Source organism: Pseudomonas sp. GL_139_B (assembly GCF_057834475.1).
Genome location: NZ_CM174403.1, coordinates 5,111,387 through 5,130,215, shown reverse-complemented (window position 1 = coordinate 5,130,215; position 18,829 = coordinate 5,111,387). Strand labels below are relative to the sequence as shown.

11 protein-coding genes are annotated in these 18,829 nt (G+C 57.4%); 8 read left to right on the top strand and 3 right to left on the bottom strand.

What is annotated here, in order from left to right; all coding sequences use genetic code 11:
* Positions 1-4: 4 nt before the first annotated feature.
* From AC3ISI_RS23375 to AC3ISI_RS23355, 5 genes are read left to right on the top strand one after another with little or no spacing between them, the layout of a single operon-like run.
* On the top strand, positions 5-745 hold the full coding sequence (locus AC3ISI_RS23375; protein WP_489334014.1) for a molecular chaperone: 741 nt from the start codon (positions 5-7) through the stop codon (positions 743-745).
* 4 nt (positions 746-749) lie between these two features.
* Positions 750-1,250 (top strand): CS1 type fimbrial major subunit, encoded by a 501-nt coding sequence (locus tag AC3ISI_RS23370; protein WP_489334013.1) that lies wholly within the window; start codon positions 750-752, stop codon positions 1,248-1,250.
* 24 nt (positions 1,251-1,274) lie between these two features.
* On the top strand, positions 1,275-2,525 hold the full coding sequence (locus tag AC3ISI_RS23365; protein WP_489334012.1) for a hypothetical protein: 1,251 nt from the start codon (positions 1,275-1,277) through the stop codon (positions 2,523-2,525).
* Between the two features lie 53 nt (positions 2,526-2,578).
* Positions 2,579-3,829 carry a hypothetical protein gene (locus AC3ISI_RS23360; RefSeq protein WP_489334011.1) on the top strand — a complete coding sequence of 417 codons (1,251 nt, stop codon included), beginning with the start codon at positions 2,579-2,581 and terminating at the stop codon, positions 3,827-3,829.
* Positions 3,830-3,867: 38 nt separating this feature from the next.
* Positions 3,868-5,085, top strand: coding sequence for a hypothetical protein (locus tag AC3ISI_RS23355; protein ID WP_489334010.1), 1,218 nt, complete (start codon positions 3,868-3,870; stop codon positions 5,083-5,085).
* A 45-nt stretch (positions 5,086-5,130) separates the two neighbouring features.
* Here the strand turns inward: AC3ISI_RS23355 and AC3ISI_RS23350 are convergent, their stop codons facing one another.
* Both AC3ISI_RS23350 and AC3ISI_RS23345 read right to left on the bottom strand, forming a co-directional pair.
* Positions 5,131-9,948 carry an NEL-type E3 ubiquitin ligase domain-containing protein gene (locus tag AC3ISI_RS23350; RefSeq protein WP_489334009.1) on the bottom strand — a complete coding sequence of 1,606 codons (4,818 nt, stop codon included), beginning with the start codon at positions 9,946-9,948 and terminating at the stop codon, positions 5,131-5,133.
* A gap of 430 nt (positions 9,949-10,378) precedes the next feature.
* Positions 10,379-13,495 (bottom strand): transglycosylase domain-containing protein, encoded by a 3,117-nt coding sequence (locus AC3ISI_RS23345; protein ID WP_489334008.1) that lies wholly within the window; start codon positions 13,493-13,495, stop codon positions 10,379-10,381.
* 556 nt (positions 13,496-14,051) lie between these two features.
* Between AC3ISI_RS23345 and AC3ISI_RS23340 the strand changes: the two genes are divergently transcribed.
* Positions 14,052-15,473 (top strand): amino acid permease, encoded by a 1,422-nt coding sequence (locus AC3ISI_RS23340; RefSeq protein ID WP_489334007.1) that lies wholly within the window; start codon positions 14,052-14,054, stop codon positions 15,471-15,473.
* A 55-nt stretch (positions 15,474-15,528) separates the two neighbouring features.
* Here AC3ISI_RS23340 and AC3ISI_RS23335 read toward each other — a convergent pair whose 3' ends face one another.
* Positions 15,529-16,653: an OpgC family protein gene (locus tag AC3ISI_RS23335; protein WP_489334006.1), complete on the bottom strand. Its 1,125-nt coding sequence runs from the start codon at positions 16,651-16,653 to the stop codon at positions 15,529-15,531.
* 321 nt (positions 16,654-16,974) lie between these two features.
* Here AC3ISI_RS23335 and AC3ISI_RS23330 point away from each other — a divergent pair, with 321 nt between their 5' ends.
* Positions 16,975-17,349 (top strand): GtrA family protein, encoded by a 375-nt coding sequence (locus AC3ISI_RS23330; RefSeq protein ID WP_489334005.1) that lies wholly within the window; start codon positions 16,975-16,977, stop codon positions 17,347-17,349.
* Positions 17,346-18,815 carry a UbiA family prenyltransferase gene (locus AC3ISI_RS23325; RefSeq protein ID WP_489334003.1) on the top strand — a complete coding sequence of 490 codons (1,470 nt, stop codon included), beginning with the start codon at positions 17,346-17,348 and terminating at the stop codon, positions 18,813-18,815. The genes AC3ISI_RS23330 and AC3ISI_RS23325 overlap by 4 nt, the downstream gene beginning before the upstream one ends.
* The last annotated feature ends 14 nt before the right edge of the window (positions 18,816-18,829 follow it).

Here is an 18,829-nt window from a genome sequence, read left to right as displayed (position 1 = left end):
GACGATGAAACGTCTGTTGGCAGTATTTGGATTGTGTCTGTTTACCCAGGCAACGCAGGCAACACCGAGCATCAATATCGGCACCGTGTACGACTATCTGGATGGCGACAAAAGTACTTTTTTAAAACGGGTTTTCAATGGCGGCGACAGCACGGCATTTGTGAAGGTCAACATTCTCGAGATCCTTTATGACGCCGACGGAAAATCGCAGGAAGTGCCGCTCAAGACCAGCACGGATGGCAGCGCCCGTGATGGCTTGATGGCCAGCCCGGCTCGACTGATCGTCCCGGCCAATGGCATGCAGGGCACGCGATTGTTGTTCATGGGGGAGCGCGACAAAGAGCGCTATTTCCGCGTGCGTTTTGTACCGGTGGTGCCCGAGAAAGAAGATGAGTTCGCCGTCTCCAGCGAAGAGCGCGAGGACTACAAGAAAACCCTCTCCGCCGGGGTCAATGTCCTGGCGGGTTACGGCGCGGTTTTTTTCGTACGGCCCAAGCAGACACGCTTTGACAGCGCGATCGAAAACGGCGCTGGCACTTACCGGATCCGCAACAACGGCAACTCGGTCGTGGTGATCGATGAGTTCAAGGATTGCTCGGTGAAAAACGAGCAGGACTGCCAGCCGACCACCAAACACCACATTCTCGCCGGCCGTACGTTTACCTTCGAAAAGCAGGCCGGCCGCCACTACCAGTTCACGCTGATGGAAGGCGAAAGCAGCAAAAAACTCGACGTGAAGGGTTGATGCCATGACCAGGAAACTGATCTTCGGATTGTTGGCGGTGGTTGTTTCGTGTGCGAGTCATCCGGTCTTTGCCGCACGGGAAGTGCATCAGTTCGAAGTGTTCGTCACGATTCCGACCCAGGCGTTCTACGTGATTCCCTCGGACCCGACCTGGATTCATCGCGAGCAGCAACTGCCCTGGAACTTGAGCGCGTCGACGCTGGGCGGTTTGCGCAAGGATTTCGACGTGAAGAACGAAGCCGGTTCGATCGAGGCAAGGCTTGAAGGCCGGCCTTATCTGTCCAACGGTACCCCGGCCGATGACATTGGTTTGCGTGTGCTGTTCAACGGCACGTTGTTGAACGAACTGGAGAGCCTCGAAGTGGTGTCCCTGAGCGACGCCGCCCCCGGCAAACGCGTGTTGCTGGAAATCGTCCCGATGCCGCCGGCCGATGGGGTTTATAAGCCCGGCAATTATTTTGGCAACGTCAACATGATCTTCAACGCGGTCATGCCAGGTGCTTGATAGCGACTCTACGAGGCTAAAGGGATGAAGCGTTTTCAAGTGTTCCGGCAATGTGCAGGAACGTTTTTTCTATTTTCGATGTGGCTGTCATCGGCCTGGGCGGTGGAGGTGTCGATTCAGGCCTCGTTCAAACCGGATTCGGCGAACCCGCAGCGCAATAAATTCACCAACGACACACCGCCCGGTGGTTACTGCGCCAACTACCCTCAAGAATGCATAGCCAACGAAATGTTCAGCCTGCGGGTGCCGATTCAATTTGAATCCAGTGGACCGATCGTTGCCAATCATGGAGATCCACGCAAGGGGGCGATGATAAAGGTACCGGCCCAGTCGCGGGATCTGACGGTGACCCATGAAACAACGGGAAAAACGGAAACCGTCAAGGTTCGTATTGCCGGCATTGGCTCCCACTACGTGACTGACGACGTGATCAGCCTGGTGGGTGGCGGGACCGACTATCGGCTGGCGCACAATCAGTTATGGGGCAACAGTTGGGTGTATGCACCGTCCCCATGTCTTTACAGCGGTGTGGGTCTATTCACTTCGACGACCTATGCTTTTTTCTGGAAAACGCCGATTCAGGGCGCGTGTGAAAAACAGGCGAAGTTCAATGTTCCATGGCTGCGCTACAGCTATCTCGACTTTGCCTACGAACTCGTGACCCCAAACCCGTTGGGCATGTCTTCGGGCAAGTACCGTGGCAATCTGGTCTATCACATCGGTCCTCATATGGACTTCGACATGGGCGACATCATGCTGCCCACCAGTTCGACCCTGACGTTGAACTTCGCTCTGGAGGTTCAGCACACCCTCAAAGTGGATGTACCCCCGGGGGGGAACCGCGTTGAACTGGTACCCCAAGACGGTTGGCAGTCGTGGTTGACGCAAGGGCGCAAACCGACTCGCCTGCTGCGCGACCAGCCGTTCAACCTGTCCGCCAGTTCGCGCTTCAAAATGCAGCTCGAATGCGAACACACGCAGGATGGACAGCGTTGTTCTGTGCGAGAACCTGTCAGCGGTCACACCGTTCCCTTGAATGTCAGCGTCAGCCTTCCCCATGGCTTGAGCGATGCCAATGGGCAAGCGGTCAGTCGTCGGCCGCTACGGCTTGACGGCAGTGGCACAGAGTTGTTTCAGCCGGGCATTTACGTGGATCGCAAGCCGGGAACGCTGCACTTCGAGATTCCTGCCACTGAGGTGGGCGAGATGATTCGCCCAGGCGTATCTCGCCAATACTCGGGCAACGTGACGGTTGTCTGGGATTCGGATGTTTAGCGGCTCACTGAACGCTGCCCGCTGCTTGATATCGATTTTAGGAGGCTAAAGGGATGAAGCGTTTTCAAGTGTTCCGGCAATGTGCAGGAACGTTTTTTCTATTTTCGATGTGGCTGTCATCGGCCTGGGCGGAGGAGGTGTCGATTCAGGCCTCGTTCAAACCGGATTCGGCGAACCCGCAGCGCAATAAATTCCAAAACGATACGCCCCTCAGCGGTTATTGCGAGTACTACCCGCAAGTCTGCAAGAACTCTGACACGTTCAGTCTGCGGGTACCGATTGGTTTCGACTCCAATGGTCCGATCACGGCCAACCATGACGATCCACGCAAGGGCGCAATGATCAGAGTTCCCGCGCAATGGCGAGAGTTGACAGTCATCCATGAAACGACTGGTGAACCGGAGACCGTGAAGGTTCGAATTGCCGGTATGGGCTCCAACTATGAAACCGAAGACGTGATTGAACTGGTGGGCGGTGCCGTGGATTATCGTACAGCTCACAATAAACTGTGGGGCTTGGGTTGGCTCTATGCGCCGCTGCCGTGCACCGGTAGTGGGATGGGGTTTTTGGGGGCTCGTAGCTATGCCTTTTTTTGGCTGACCCCAACTGAGGGCTCGTGTGAAAAACAGGCAAAGTTCGATGTGCCCTGGCTGCGCTACAACTACCTGGATTTTGCCTATGAATTGAGCACCCCCAATCCGTTGGGCATGTCGTCGGGAAAGTATGTTGGAAATGTGACCTATTCCGTCGGGCCAGGGATGGACTTCGACATGGGCGACATCATGCTGCCCACCAGTTCGACCCTGACGTTGAACTTCGCCCTGGAGGTTCAGCACACCCTCAAAGTGGAAATACCGCCGGGGGGCAACCGCGTGGAACTGGTGCCCCAAGGCGGTTGGCAGTCGTGGTTGACGCAAGGGCGCAAACCGACACGTCTGCTGCGCGACCAGACGTTCAACCTGTCCGCCAGTTCGCGCTTCAAAATGCAGCTCGAATGCCAACACACGCAGGATGGGCAGAATTGTTCTGTGCGAGAACCTGTCAGCGGTCACACCGTTCCCTTGAATGTCAGCGTCAGCCTTCCCCATGGCTTGAGCGATGCCAATGGGCAAGCGGTCAGTCGTCGGCCGCTACGGCTTGACGGCAGTGGCACAGAGTTGTTTCAGCCAGGCATTTACGTGGATCGCAAGCCGGGAACGCTGCACTTCGAGATTCCTGCCACTGAGGTGGGCGAGATGATTCGCCCAGGCGTATCTCGCCAATACTCGGGCAACGTGACGGTTATCTGGGATTCGGATGTTTAGAAACCTGCGTTTTACGCCGTAACAGGGAGTTATGAAGGATGAATAGGGCAAGGACGGCGAGTTGCTTGAGTGCGCTGGCATTGGCGAGCGCATTTGCTGCATCGGCAAACGCGGTAACCGTGGAAATGACGGCGGTATTCCGGCCAGATCCGGCACACCCCATGCGCAATGCATTCGAAAATAAGACACCTCAAGGTGGGTATTGCGGGGATCACCCGGAATATTGCGAGCACGGCGTGTTCAGCATCGCCTTGCCCATTCGCTTCAGGTCGGTCGCGCCTGTTCAGGCGATGCATGACGAACGTCAGGGCCCGATGTTTCGGGTGCCTTCGTACTGGAAGGACATCACTGTGCTCCATGAAGAGACCGGCGAAGCCGAGACGGTCAGGATGCGGGTCAACGGTATCGGTGCGGCGTACACAATCACCAGCCCGCTGCCCGAAGGTGTCTGGCAAAGTACGTGGGTTTACGCGCCTGCACCTTGTCAATTTGGTGGCGTGGGCTATGGGAGTGCCCTGTACTACGCGTTCTTCTGGAGAGTGCCGGCGGATGCTGGCGTGTGCTCGAAACAGGCACAAAAGACGATTTCCGACGCCCACGCGTTTGCGTATGAGAACACCGGGTTTTCCTATGAACTGATCACGCCCAACCCACTCAAGATGTCCGCGGGTACCTACAGGGGCGTATCGAGTTACACCGTTGGGCCAAACCGGGACTTCGACATGGGCGATGTCATGTTGCCTGACGACGATTTGATCACCCTGAACTTCACGCTGTTTGTCGAACACACATTGCGAGTCGAGATTGCGCCGGGAGGCAATCTCGTCGAACTGGTTCCGCAAGGTGGCTGGCAGGCCTGGTTGACGCAAGGGCGCAAACCGACGCGGTTGTTCCGTGATCAGACGTTCAACCTTTCAGCCTCGAGTCGTTTCAAGATGAACCTTGAGTGCCAGTACGTCCTTGGCAATACCTGCGGGGTGCGGGAGCCTGCAACGGGACATTCAGTGCCGCTCAACGTCAGTGTCACGCTGCCCAATGGTTTGACCGATGCCGCGAACCAGCCAGTCAGTCGCCGCCCGTTGTTGCTCGATGGCAGTGGCACGCACTGGTTTCAGCCTGGCTTTTATGTGGACAGAAAGCCCGGGACGCTGCATTTCGAAGTGGCCCGGGATCAGGTCGAGGAAATGCTCAAACCCGGCGTTGCCCGAAGTTACTCGGGCGCTGTCACGGTCATCTGGGATTCGGAGGTGGGCTGATGCCAATCCCTCAATGCAGGCGACGAGACTGGCATCGGCACGAACCTATCTCGACGGATCGGCCTTTTGCAGGGCCTCACGGGTCAAGCGTCGGCTTAACGCCTTTTCGTCATAGCCAATCTCGTTGAGCAATCGCTCGTACACGGCGTCGGTCATCTCGGCGTCGGTGAACACCACGCTGTGGTCCACGGGAAGTTGATCGGCAAGATCCTGCAATTGCCGCCGCAACGGAGCCCGATGCAGTTCAGACCATCGGGCGGACTGTACCCAGGCGCGTTGCGCATCGCGCAACTGATCCAGCAATTCGGGTTTGCCCCGGTAGCTTCGAGCGTTACGGCTGTAGGCGTCGGGGTGGGTTTCGCGCAGGTATTTTTCCCAGAAGGGCTGCTCGATCATTTCATTGACCAGCCCATCGCCGGCCTCCATCGAGATCACGGTGTCGAACGCCGTATCGAGGTGTTTGGCGCTCACACCGGCCGTGCGTTCATAGAGCATCGTACTGGATTGCCAAGGCAAACCCAGGCGGTGGGCCAGGCCGGTTTCGTAGGCCAGGTACACCTCGACTTCATCGGGACTGCCCGCTCGGATGCGCACATCGGCAGCGGCGATGTCATCCACCCGCCCCAGGCGCGCGGCACCTTTTGCCAGGGTCACCAGCCTGCCTTCCAGAATCTCGTTCGATGTCGAGAGGGCATAGGCTTCGGTGGTAAGGACCTTGATCCCCATGTTGTTGAACAACTGGGCTCCGGCATCGGCGCAGGTGGTGGGTGCGGAGGTCATCTGGAACAGCTCGGTGCGCAACTCGGCGTCCAGATCCATGGCCTCGATCATGCGCCAGACACGTTCGCTGAGGTGGTCGCGCAGTGCGCCACCCGCGCGGTAGTCGGCCGTCTGCTTGAGTTTCTCGATCAAGGCGAAGAAGTCATTGGAGCCTGGCTCGCCCATCAGGTCGTGCCAGGCCTCTTTCCTGAACGTACCCAGCCCGGCGACGACTTGACTCCACCAGCGTGAATCATCCGACATCGGCCAGGCGTCGATCGCATTCTCGGCAGCACGGCGGTAGAAAATCTCGGGGCTCAGGCCCACCGACTTTCGATAATCCTCATAAGCAATACGGTTTGCATCGGAGAGCCGGTTGGCGAACAAACGCGTGCGGGCCACGATGCGTGCCTCTTCGGAGCCCGGAACGACTACCGGCAGCTCCGTGAGCGGGTTCTCCATCAGGTCGAGGAAAAAACCTCGTGGGCGGCGTTTCTTGAATAGCCCCTCAGGCCAGCGTGTCGCCCCGGTGTTGCTCAGGCTGAGGATTATCAGTTTGGGCATGCGCTCGACGTTGGGCAGCAGGCCCAGTGTCGGGTTTTCATCGAGCCTGAGTACTTCCAGGCGGGTCAGGTTTCTCAGGCTTTCGACGGCATCAGGTGTCAGGGTGATGTAGTTGTCCGTCAGGCGCAGGGTGCGCAGAAAATGCATCTTGTCGATGCCAGCCGGCAGGTGAGCCAGCCGGCAGTCTCTGGCACTGAGCTGCTCAAGCTGAGGGAAGTCTTCCAGCAGGCTGCCTGCTCTGGGGTTGAAGGTTGCACGGTCCATGTTCAACGTGGTGACCTGATCCAGCAGGTGCTGGATATCGGGCAGTTTGTCCCACCACAGATCAAGGTTGATCACATTGAACTCTGCCGACAGGTCTAGCGCATATCCACCTTCGAGGCTGGCGCTGCGATCACCGAAGACCACCGACCTTCGTTCAAAACACTGCAACAGGCGTTCGGCAATAAAGCTCCCGCCGTTGTGCTGGTAGCTCAACCATTCGCGGTCAACCCCACCATCACCTGTGTCGTCATAGGGCGCAGGTTTCCAGCTTTCCAGGGTCTGGCGCAGCTTTTCAAGCTCATCCTCCAGCGCTTTCATGACCTGGACCGGCTCCTCTTTGGCATGCAAGGATCGAGCGAAGGTTTCCACTTGGCGTTCGTTCAGGTTGGGGTAGAGATTGCGAACCCTGTCCTCCAGTGTCGACGCGGGTTTGGAAAACAGCGGCCCCCGCAACAGGGTGATGGTTTCCGGGGGCAGGACGGGCAAATTCGGTGGCTCGGCGAGCAGCTCCCGACGCACGCTGGGCATTTCGGTCTTGGCCATGATCCACTGCTTGAAGAAAAGGCCTTGGCCGGGCCGGTAACCCAGTGCCTGACGCTTGTTCGCGGGCACGACGTGGAGAACCGATTCCATAAAATCGTCGGCCTCATGCAGTTTATGGTTGGCCCCATCACGCACTTCGTATTGGCCGGATTCCTCGCGGATCAGCAGACGCACGGTCGGCGCGTCCTCGGCGCCGACGCTGCATCGCAGGGGGCCGTCGAAGCTACCTTCGCGCACTTCAATGCGCAGCTCGGCGAAAGTATCGCTGTGCAATCGCAAGGTATTGAGCACCAGCCTTTCGGTATCTGGCCCCCACTGTGCGTCAGCATAAAAACCCTCATAGGCGTGGCTGAGCCGTGCTTCGAAGGCGGCTTCGCGGGCCAGGCTTTTCAAGCGCAGCGGCAGTTGTTTTTTTGACAGACGTTCCAGTTCGGCGCCACGGGCCTCGCCCAGGAGCGTTTCGTCCATAGAAACCGGCAGTTCCGGTACTGTTTGACGCAGCACATCGATACGCGGGTTATCCGAGGTTTGCCCGGCCTGGTAAAGCTGATTGAAGATGTCGGTCCTGAGCTCGCCGGCTTCATCACCCAGTCGATTGCGCAGGGCCTGCACGCGATCACCCTTGGCGACCCGAGGACCGAGCAACGCGTCAAGCTCGGCGTCGCTGAAAAAATCGACGACGCTTTGCGCCAATTGGCCGCTCATGACGTGGGAGAGACTGGTGGCGAGGGTCTGTTCGTCGCTGGCCTGGTCATTGCCATACTGGCGAAAGCGCCCGGTCAGCTCAGTGTTTTCGTAAACCTTCAGTGCCTTCTCTGCGGGCCAGCCGTCCAGATAAGTCACCAGTGGCTCGAACCAGTAAGGGGTCGGTTCGAGGGGCTGCCCGGCACGGATTTGCCCGATTGATATGTCGATCTGCCGGTCAATCTTCAATCGCTGCAGGCTGTCGGCAAACAGCGGCGGCGGTGGCGCGTTGTCGATGTACATCCGGCGCAACGCATCGTCGTCGGTACCGCTGGCGATGCGCGCTTGCTCAAGTTCAGCATCGCTGAAACCGTCCACGTCATGGCCAAGACGGCGCAACAGAGTCGGGCCTTCCCAGTCCTGCGGTCGTTCGCCTTCGTGGGTCCAGGCACCCAGGCCATTGGTCTTCAATTCGGGTAAATAGGCATCGGCGCGGTGAGGATGCTTGATACGGTAGCGCCCCTGCTTTACCGGGTGTTGAACGGCGTAATGTTTACCCTCCAACGGCAATACACTTTGCCCCTTGTGCGAATGCAGACCTCGCTCATCAGGTTGCGAGCCGTTCGGCAACGAGAGATCTGGCTGTTCATAGGGTTTGAGGTCGGGATGCCACAGCCGGGACTGACCGTTGGGCAGCCTCACCGGTTTCATGCCTTCGACCAGCGGCGAAAGCCTCAGGTGCGCGAATTTGCCAAGCTCTACACCTGCCGCAAGAGCCGCCAGTTGAATGATGTTGGTCACCACGTCGACGATATGCCCGGCGGCTTCGGTCCATAACCCTTCGGCCATGTCGACGATGGATTCGACCACGTCACAGGTGATCTGGTAGGCGGTGTACACCATCATCAACTCACCCAGGTAGGGCACGAACGGCGTGATGACCATCAGTGCGACGTTGAAGATGTCCGAGACAATTTTCTTGAAGTTATCCCACCAGGCCCAGCGGGCATTGCTGTCGGCATCGGCAGTGGACACAGCGATGTGTCTGGCGTCGTTGAGAATCTTGTTCAGTTTTTGCTGATAGAGATGCGTCCACAGATTGTCGTTGATCAGCTCGGTACGAAAATGCAGGCGAGGGTGAGCCACCGGCTCTTCGCGCCAGGGTGGACGCTGATCCAGTGGCTCTTTTTTGTGCCAGCGTACTTCGGTAAGGTTCTGCTGGAGTTCGGCGAAAAACAGCCCGCGTTGCTGATGAGGGACGAATTGACTGAAGTATTGGCGGTAGGTCATACCGCTGGATCCGATCAGTTTGTTTTCCCGCAACTGGCGTATGAGTTCGTTCAAAAAGTCGGGGAGCGAGGGGTACGACTTCAGCGGATGCTCGGGGTCTTGCGGGACATAGGCAATCACTGGCTCGGTCTGCCATGTCCGATCCAGATCCGGGGCGATCAGGACGATGCCGGTCAACGCCGTGTCCAGCATCGACAGTTGGTGAAAGCGCAGGTGCTTGCCTTTTAGTTTGAGGTTGCGTCCACCCTCAAGCATCGCCACCACGACGTCACGGGTATAGGGCCCGATGTCGCCGGTCATCACCGCCAGCTGGGCTGCCGCTTTGAAAGCGGCTTTCTGACTGTTGACGACTTTTTTGTTTAAGAGTGTTTTGGCCACGGCATCTTCGGACAACAACACACTTTCAAGGTACTGGGTGTAACGGGCGCCGATATCCAGGTTGCGACACAGCGCCTGGAACTGAGCGATGGACATCTTGCGTTTGATTGGTTTGATGTCGAACAGCCCACGTTCATCGGGTTGGCTGATGAAATCCGAATCGGCTTCGCAGCTTTCAGAGTGTGCGAAGTTGTGCAGTGCTGCGTCCAGCAGAGAAACAGTTCGAGTGACAACACCTTTTGAAATGTCTATGGCATACCAGGGCTGTTGCTTGGGTAAATAAAGATGCAGGAATGTTGTTTTGACGTCGTCCTCGACGCCATAGTGTTGCTTGAGTGCGGCACTCAATAAGGGTTCGGCAAATTCATAAACATTCTGCAACTTATCGAGCTGCCGGTCGATGCTGTTATGTTCGGTCCACAGTTTCAGGTTGGCATCTTGTAACTGGCTGTGATCGTGTTGTGAGGCGGTTGTTATCCAGGTCGCGGGGCCTATTGGCGCGGCGCTTAGTTCCCTGGCTCTTTTGAGTGATGAACTTTTGAACACGAGTGGGATGCGGCTCTTGATAAACGCGTAGTGGTGGCCACTGTCGCCAAGTGTGTCCGGCTCTTGAACTGCGGTTATACGTCCATGTATGTCAGACATTGTTCTAATAAACCTTGAGCGTTAATAGGAGCCTCCAGCCTACCTTTCATCGCTCAAAGTTAAAGTTTGAATAACTGCTGTTAAGTCAGAGTTGCTCCTTGGAAAAATATTGAAATTATCAATCTCGAAAACAATTATGTACCACCTGCGCACACGACCAGTTGTGTTAACGCCGGACCACTTCAATCGGCAGGCAACCGGTGTTGCTGGCGGGTTGCAGGTACGGCGTCAGAATCGGCGCCATGCCCTTGAGCACTTGCACCGGCAGTGCTGAAGTGAACGTAAACGTTTCGGCCGAGCGCCCCGGCACGAAGGCGGTGAGGGTGCCGAAATGGTGATCGCCGATGTAGAACACGAAAGTCGCCGTGCGATTGAGGGATTTCGAGCTGATGACCCGCCCGCCGGAACCAATGGATGCAATGCGGTTGTCACCGGTGCCGGTCTTGCCGCCCATGGCTAACGGCTTGCCATTGGGGAGGGTAAAACTGCCGGAAACACGTTTCGCTGTACCGGCATCCACCACTTGCGAAAGGGCTTCGCGCATCGCCGCGGCGACTTCTGAGGGCATCACTCGTTTACCGACGTCCGGATCATTGATCAATTTGGTTTCATACGGTGTGTTCGCCGCGAAATGCAGTGTGTCGATGCGCAGAGTCGGCATGCGTACGCCATCGTTGAGAATGGTGCCGATCAACTCACCCAACGCCGCCGGGCGGTCACCGGAGCTGCCAATGGCGGTGGCCAGCGACGGTACCAGATGGTCAAACGGATAGCCGACTTGCTGCCAGCGCTGGTGAATGTCGAGGAACGCTTCGATTTCGAGCATGGTGCGGATGCGGCTGTCACGGGCGCCCTTGTGCTTGCTTTTGAACAGCCAGCTATAGACTTCCTGACGTTCGAACTGGCTGGCTTTTACGATCTGGCCCCACTTGGCATCAGGGTTGTTCAACAGGTAGCCCATCAGCCACAGGTCCAGTGGGTGGACCTTGGCGATGAAGCCCTGATCCGGCAGGTCGTAGGCACCGGGGCTGTAGCTTTCATAGAGCCGCTGGAGGTGTTCGTCGGTGACTTTTTCAGTGACCTTGGCGCCTTTGAGGTGCGAGCGCACGAACGTATTGAAGCTTTCCTGACTGGCCTGCGGCAGCAGATAACGGTGAATCGCCGCCAAGCGAATCGGGGTCGGGTGCAGGCTGTCGAGGAAGGTGTCGAGCCGCTCTTGGGTATCCTTGTTTTTGTACTTCTTCCAGAACTTCAACAGGAACGAGGTGCCTTCGCGGTCGGCAAAACCGGCCAGGTATTCCTGGCGCCGAGGGTCGCGGTCGTCCTTGAGCAGTTCGGCGCTGCTGTTGGGGCCGGAGTACGTGGCGTAACGCACCAGGTCGCGCATCAGCCGAATGAACGGCAGGTTGATGGATTCGCGCAGGGCATCGCGCAAGCTCGGTATACGGCCGTTGTCTTCTTTGCGAAAGTTATGGAACACGTGCAACCCGCCGCCGGTGAAAAACGCTTCGCCGGGGTTGGCCGAGTATTTGCGATCCAGTGCGGCGCCGAGCATGGCCGGCAGGTTGCGGTCGGTGTTCGCGATCAGGTAATCGACGGCCCAGCGGCTCACGTGATCTTGGTCAGGGACGTCGATTTTTTTCAGTTCAGGGACCGTCATCCCGGCATATTTATCGTGCAACTCGGCGATGATTTGCAGGTAGGTGGTCAGCACGCGCATTTTTGCAGTGGAGCCCAATTCCAGTTTGCTGCCTTCGTTGATGTCGAACGGCTGGTCGGTGCTGTCGGTCTGAACCCGCACGCGCGCGCCGTCCGGTGTCAGTTCAAACAGGGTGAAGCTGTAGCGCACCTGGGTGGTACTGGTGGGGGTGAGCAGGCGTTCGCCCATCAAGCCGATCTTTGCGGCAAACGCCGGATCGGCCAGATGCTTGAGGTATTCGGTGGCCTGGGCTTGCAGATCCCCTTGCAGGGTGCTGGTGGCAGACAGGTCGAGGCGATCAAGGTCGTACAGCGGACGATTGAGCAATCCGCCCAGGCGGCTGCGCGCTACGCTGATGCCTTTATTGGTTTCGATCGGCTGAATGGTCGGCTGGGTCTGCCAGTCGCGATAAGTGACCTTGCTGGCCAGTGCCGCCGCCGCGAGGGGCGCATCAATCACGTTGTTCTGGGCCAGCAGGCGAATGTGGCTGTCGGTGAGATCGACCAGTTCGTCACGGCCCTTGGTCAGGTAATGAGAAGGGCGGCGCTGGGCAATCATCAACGAGAGCACTTCACGCAGGGCCAAACCTTTCGCGGCCAGGGTCTTTGGGTCCGTGTTGGTGCTGGTGAGCGTCTCGTTGGCCTTGTTGAAGTCGGCGCCGTACCAGACGCGCAACCCTTCGGCCATGCCATGCACTTCACCGTGGCCTGGCACGGCAGAAAGCGGCACGCTGTTGAGGTAGTCGCGAACCACATCCTGCCGGACCTTTAGGGTTTCCGGGCCGGCCTGATAGGCGCGTACGGTGGCGGAAATCATCTGCCGGATCTTTTCCGCGCCTGACACCGTCAGGCCATCGGGTGAATGCCGATACTTTTCAAGCTGGGTCGCCAGGGTACTACCACCTGCTGACTGGCCCGGCAGGTGGATCAGTTTGGCCACCTGCGACCACGCGGCCATGCCAAAGCGTGGCCAGTCCACGGCAGGGTTGGCCAAGGGTTGTTTGGGGTCGAGCAGAAAGCGGTTCTCGATGAACAACAGGCTGTTGACTACCAGTGGCGGAATCGATTCAAAGCTTGAATAAAGTTGTTGTGGATACTTGAACTGGTAAAGCGGTAACGCACGGCAATCGGTAATCGACAGGCCGGCCTGGATTTTTTCCGAGTAGGGAACGAAAAGGCCTTTGGCGCTGTAGTCCATCAGCTTTGGAGAGAAGCGGGTCTGGGCTGAAATCACGTAGTCGCGCTTGAGTAACCGGGGCAGGAACTCATTCAGTGAACTGTAGCCCAGACGCAAATCGAAAGGCCCGGCGCCAGGGTAACGAATGGCATCGCTGGGGCCCGGTTCCAGGGCGTAGCTCAGGGACGCGGCGAATTTGCTGACTTCCCGCGCCTGAAACTTCGACGTGCGCATTTCTTTGGCAGCAGCCAGTCCCACGACGATCAGGATGATGAGCAGCAGCAACCAAAACGCCTTCCAGCCATGTTTGACACGGCTGCTACGGGGTTTTTCAGGTGACGGCGCTTCTTCCACAGGTTCAGTCGGGACCACAGTTTTACTCGTATCGGTTTGCCACAAAGCGCCCATGTTCGATTGATCCATTTACGTAGATTGATCGGACTTGTCTCAAGCTTAGACGGTGGTTGGCGATGGTGAAAAAATTGTGAGTGCATAAATATCGAATATTTCCCGTGACCTGCGATGAATGGGCTTGCTGTGGTGAGTGGGCGTTCCGACAAGCCCCCTCGCCACAACAGCCCCTTGCCTTGGGAGCGAGGTTGGCTCTGAAATGCCTGGATTAGACACGTCGCCGCGTAAATGCTGCGAAGGTCTGGGCATGACGATGCACCAATGCTGTGCAATACTCGGCGCCGTTTTAAATAGCGAGTGAAAGCCGTTTTAGCCAGTTAAAGCCCCTCCTTAATTCGCGCTTTTGCCGAGAGTTGTGGCTGTAACTTATGGTTTATAGAGTGAAAACGCCTGCTAAAAGCTTTTTATACTGCGCGTCCCGCTGATCCTGAAGGTTTTGTCCTACGGGACGGTTTTGCTCATGAAGCAGGCCGGTTTCAGGCAAGCAATGACTTATCGGTCAACGCTTCGACACTCGGTGGGTATATCCAATAACAAGACGAGGATGTCCCCTATGCCAGCTGGCAATCACCTGCCCCACGGCGAGACCGCTCAAGGCGGCCCGCTTAAACGCGAACTCGGCGAACGGCATATTCGCTTGATGGCGCTCGGTGCCTGTATCGGCGTCGGTCTGTTCCTGGGTTCGGCCAAGGCCATCGAAATGGCCGGCCCCGCAATCATGCTGTCCTACATCATTGGCGGTCTGGCGATCCTGGTGATCATGCGTGCCCTCGGCGAAATGGCCGTGCACAACCCGGTCGCCGGCTCGTTCAGCCGTTACGCCCAAGACTACCTCGGCCCCTTGGCGGGTTTTCTGACGGGCTGGAACTATTGGTTCCTGTGGCTGGTGACATGCGTGGCGGAAATTACGGCGGTGGCGGTGTACATGGGTGTCTGGTTCCCCGATGTGCCGCGCTGGATCTGGGCGCTATCGGCGTTGATCAGCATGGGCACCATCAACCTGATCGCGGTCAAAGCCTTCGGTGAGTTCGAATTCTGGTTCGCCCTGATCAAGATCGTCACTATCGTTGCGATGGTGATCGGTGGCATTGGTGTGATCGCGTTCGGCTTTGGCAACGATGGCGTGGCACTGGGAATTTCCAATCTTTGGGCCCACGGCGGCTTCATGCCCAATGGCATACAAGGCGTGTTGATGTCCCTGCAAATGGTCATGTTCGCCTACCTCGGTGTCGAAATGATCGGCCTGACCGCCGGAGAAGCAAAGAACCCGCAAAAAACCATTCCGGATGCCATTGGCTCGGTGTTCTGGCGGATTCTGCTGTTCTATGTCGGCGCGCTGTTTGTGATCCTGTCGATCTACCCGTGGAATGAAATTGGCACCCAGGGCAGTCCGTTTGTGATGACCTTTGAGCGACTGGGCATCAAGACTGCCGCCGGCATCATCAACTTTGTGGTGATCACTGCCGCGCTGTCGTCCTGCAACGGCGGCATCTTCAGCACCGGGCGCATGCTCTACAGCCTGGCGCAGAATGGCCAGGCCCCAGCCGGTTTCGCCAAGACGTCGAGCAACGGTGTGCCGCGTCGCGCCTTGCTGCTGTCGATGGGCGCGTTGCTGCTGGGCGTGTTGCTCAACTATCTGGTGCCTGAAAAAGTCTTCGTCTGGGTCACCGCAATCGCCACCTTCGGCGCGATCTGGACCTGGGTGATGATCTTGTTGGCCCAGCTCAAATTCCGCAAAGGCCTGAGCGCCAGCGAGCGTGCCGGCTTGAAATACAAGATGTGGCTGTATCCGGTCAGTTCGTACCTGGCGCTGGCGTTTCTTGTGTTGGTGGTCGGCTTGATGGCGTACTTTCCGGACACCCGCGTGGCACTGTATGTGGGACCGGCGTTCCTGGTGCTGCTGACGCTGTTGTTCTACGTATTCAAGTTGCACCCGACCCATGTGTCGCAAGGTGCGATGCGTTCGGCTTCGTAAGATGTAAGGCTGAAATGCAAAAAGCCCCGGTCGAGATGGCCGGGGCTTTTGGGTTTCAGGCGACAGCGATCTGCGGCGAGCGATTCAGGCGTTTGTTGAGCTGTAGCCATGCGCCCAACAACCCCATCAACCCGGCCCCCACCAGCGCGGTGAAGATTTGCATGGCAAACGCATCGTCGGTCAGAGCGTTGAGCATATCCGCCAACGGCGCCAGCAATACGCCCAAGCAGAACACTTCCAGTGAAAAACGGCCCATGCGCGAGCATTGCCGGGCCATCCAGTTTTGCGTCCAGCCGGTGTCCGGCAACAGTTTCGCCGTGACGTACGCCAGGGCCAGAAAGTGCAGCAGGCGCACCGGCGACAGGTCGGTCTTGCTGATCGGGTAGAGCAGGTTGTTCAGCAGGGTAGGCATCAGCGCGTCATGAATGTCCGGCCAGCGCCAAGAGACGGTAATCACCCCGGCAGCCACCACGTACATCGCCGCACAGACAAACAACGGCTGGCGCAGCAGCGGACGAGCTGCTGCCCGCCGTGGCTTTTGCCCGTGAATCGCAGCGGCGCCGCCGAGGACAAACAGCAGTTGCCAAGTGATAGGGTTGAAGTACCACACGCCGTCTTTGATCGCTGCCAGGTTCCAGCCAAACGACGGCGCCAGCAAGTAAACGGTCAACGACACCGCTACCACCGCCCAGGCCCTGCGCACCAACATTGGCAGTACCAGCGGCAATCCTGCCAGCAGCACGATATACAGCGGCAACGGATCCATCAGGTTCGGTTTGAAGCGCAACAATAGTTCATCAGTCAGCGCTTGCTGCGGGTTGGTGATGAAGTGGTGCATGCCCATTTCCTCGACCAGATCCCGGGTTTCAACATGGCTGTTGGCAAAGAACACGATGCCCATCAGCATCGCCAGCAGGAAAATATGCACCACATACAGCACCCAGGCGCGGCGCAGGATTTTCACGCAGGTAAAGAAATAGCCGTCCCGCGCAAGGACCTTGCCGTAGGCCAGGACCGCCGCGTAGCCCGCCAGAAATACAAAGACTTCTGCTGCATCGCTGAAGCCGAAATTACGTAGGGTAATTTGGCCCAAGGGGTTGTGGGGCACGTGATCCCAGAAAATGAAGATCAGTGCCAGGCCGCGGAAAAAGTCGATTCTGTGGTCGCGCTCAGTCGTCATGGTTGCGGGCTCTTGAACGGGTTTTGAAGGAGGCGCGGGCGGCACCACAAAAGGTTGCGCGGCGCACACGGCGGCGCGCAGGGTGCAGGGATTCGCCGGCAATTGCAAAAGGGGGCGATTGCGGGATATTTCTACGCATTGCCCAGGGACAACCACCTTTGACAACCCGCCCGGATCGCCACGCTTGAGTGGTAAACGAGCGGGTCAAAATGACCGTTGATCTGGAGTGCCGTGCTGCCTGTCAGTTCTGACAGTAGACGCACACCTGCTCTGACTTTAGGTTTAAAGACAGCTGAAGCGGAAACAGGCCAAGGATCGGACATGAAAGCCCTATGGAAAGAGTTTTCCACCTACGCGGTGGTTGGCGTGGCCAATACGCTGATTCATTGGCAAATATTTTATGTACTCACCACCTCCGCCGAATTGAGTCAGGCCGCCAGTAATGTTTCGGCGTTTTGTGTGGCAGCGGCGTTCTCTTTGTATGTGCATGCGCTGTACACATTCGACGCCAAATACTCGATGCTTCGTTATCTGGTGTATCTCTGTTTCATGGGGCTGATGAGTTTCGTTGTTGGCCATTTTGCGGATGTCTGGAAACTTCACGGGTTGCTGACCGTCGCGTCGTTCTCGCTTTTGAGCCTGATCTGCGGGTTGTTGTTTTCGAGATTTATTCTGTTCAGCGACCGTGAGGCATGAGGGTTTCTCAGCGCGTTGCGCCCCCACTGAAACCACTCAAGGCGCCGTCCCGACCGTTTGTTGTCGATCTGGATGGAACACTTCTAAGATCCGATCTTCTGTTCGAATGCGCCATGGCTTTTGTCCGTCGCCAGCCGTGGCGCTGGATAAAGCCTTTGGTTTGGCTATGTCGCGGCAAAGCGTTTTTGAAGCAACAGTTGGCCGAGTCGACGGATATCGACGTCACCCTGTTGCCCTACAATCCTGATGTGCTGGCCATGATCGAGGAGCAACGCAAGGAAGGGCGGAAAATAGTGTTGGCTACGGCCAGTCATCATTCCTTGGCGCTGCGTATTGCCGAGCACTTGAGCGTGTTTGATGACGTCTTGGCCACAAGCCTTGAATGCAATCTATCGGGTACACACAAGCGTGACTTGCTGCTGACGTTGTACGGCGAGCGAGGCTTTGATTACGTCGGCAATGCTCTTGAAGATCTGTCGATATGGCGCTCGGCCGAACGCGCCTATGTCGTCAACCCACTGCCAGGCGTCGAGCACGCCACTAAAAGCCTGGTAAACGTAGAGCAAGTGGTTCGTTCCGGTAGGACGAATTTCAGGGATTGGTACAAGGCGTTTCGCATCCATCAATGGGCGAAAAATGCCCTGATTTTTGTACCCTTGCTGGCCGCGCACCAGATCGGCAATCCGCTCTTGCTCTGGCACGGTGTGTTGGCTTTTGTGTTTTTCGGGTTGTGCGCATCCGGTGTCTATGTCCTCAACGACCTGCTGGATCTGGAGGATGACCGAAGACATCCGCGCAAACGCAATCGACCGTTTGCCAGTGGCCGATTGTCGATCAAATCCGGCCTGATGACATTCCCTTGTCTGTTGCTAGGGGCCTTTCTCGGCGCCTGGTGGTGCTTGCCGTGGCCATTCGTCACCGTGTTGGCCTCCTACTACGTGTTGACGTTGGTCTATTCGTTAGCGTTGAAGCGGGTCATGGCCCTGGACGTGATTGCCCTGGCTTTGCTTTACACCTTGCGCATCATCGCCGGTGGTGCAGCGTTCGAACTGGAACTGACCGTGTGGATACTGGCGTTTTCGATGTTCATGTTTTTGAGCCTGGCCCTGGTCAAACGCTATACCGAACTTCAGGCCGCATTGTGCAACGGCATTACCGGGAAAACCGGTGGTCGTGATTACTATCCGTCCGATCTGGCGATGCTCTCATCATTGGGGGCCGCTTCGGGTTATCTGGCCGTGATGGTGCTGGCGCTGTACATCCATGACAGCACGACGGTCGTTCTTTATCGCCACCCACAGCTGATCTGGCTGGCTTGCCCGTTGTTGCTGTTCTGGATCACCCGCGTCTGGATGCTGACCCATCGCGGCAGGATGAATGATGATCCGGTGGTCTTTGCCCTGCGTGATCGCTTGAGCCTGGTAATGGGCGCGATGTTTGGCCTGATTTTCTGGGTGGCGGCATGAAGCGCTGCGGCCAT